Origin of the sequence: Aliivibrio sp. SR45-2 (assembly GCF_963890165.1) — a bacterium.
GTDB classification, from domain to species: Bacteria; Pseudomonadota; Gammaproteobacteria; order Enterobacterales; family Vibrionaceae; genus Aliivibrio; species Aliivibrio salmonicida.
On the sequence record NZ_CAWPRC010000095.1, the window covers coordinates 1 to 445 of the forward strand.

The 445-nt window shown below is 42.7% G+C and carries 2 tRNA genes and 1 rRNA gene; all 3 read right to left on the reverse strand.

The annotated features are described in order from the left end of the window. Window positions 1-119: 119 nt before the first annotated feature. Window positions 120-195 (reverse strand) — tRNA-Ala (locus AACV33_RS04305). Window positions 196-234: 39 nt separating this feature from the next. Beyond that, window positions 235-311 (reverse strand) — tRNA-Ile (locus tag AACV33_RS04310). Between the two features lie 70 nt (window positions 312-381). After that, a 16S ribosomal RNA gene (locus AACV33_RS04315) occupies window positions 382-445 on the reverse strand; the annotation flags it as partial.

A 445-nucleotide genomic window follows, 5' to 3' on the forward strand; every position in this document is an offset into this window, starting at 1 on the left:
TTTAAATTTTGATTTGAATAACTCGTAAGTTATTTAAATCAGTCAGCTTTCCAAATTGTTAAAGAGCAATGTTTCTTTCGAAACCATTTTTAAAGACTCTCAAGGAGAATACTTAAAGATGGTGGAGCTATGCGGGATCGAACCGCAGACCTCCTGCGTGCAAGGCAGGCGCTCTCCCAGCTGAGCTATAGCCCCAAAATATAATGTTATCACCAATACTTACTGGAAAAGTATTGGTGGGTCTGAGTGGATTTGAACCACCGACCTCACCCTTATCAGGGGTGCGCTCTAACCAACTGAGCTACAGACCCAACATTATGTCTCTTTTACTTTTTTAACCTAATCAATCTGTGTGAACACTCATAAATCGCAATCTATCGTTAAGGAGGTGATCCAGCCCCAGGTTCCCCTAGGGCTACCTTGTTACGACTTCACCCCAGTCATG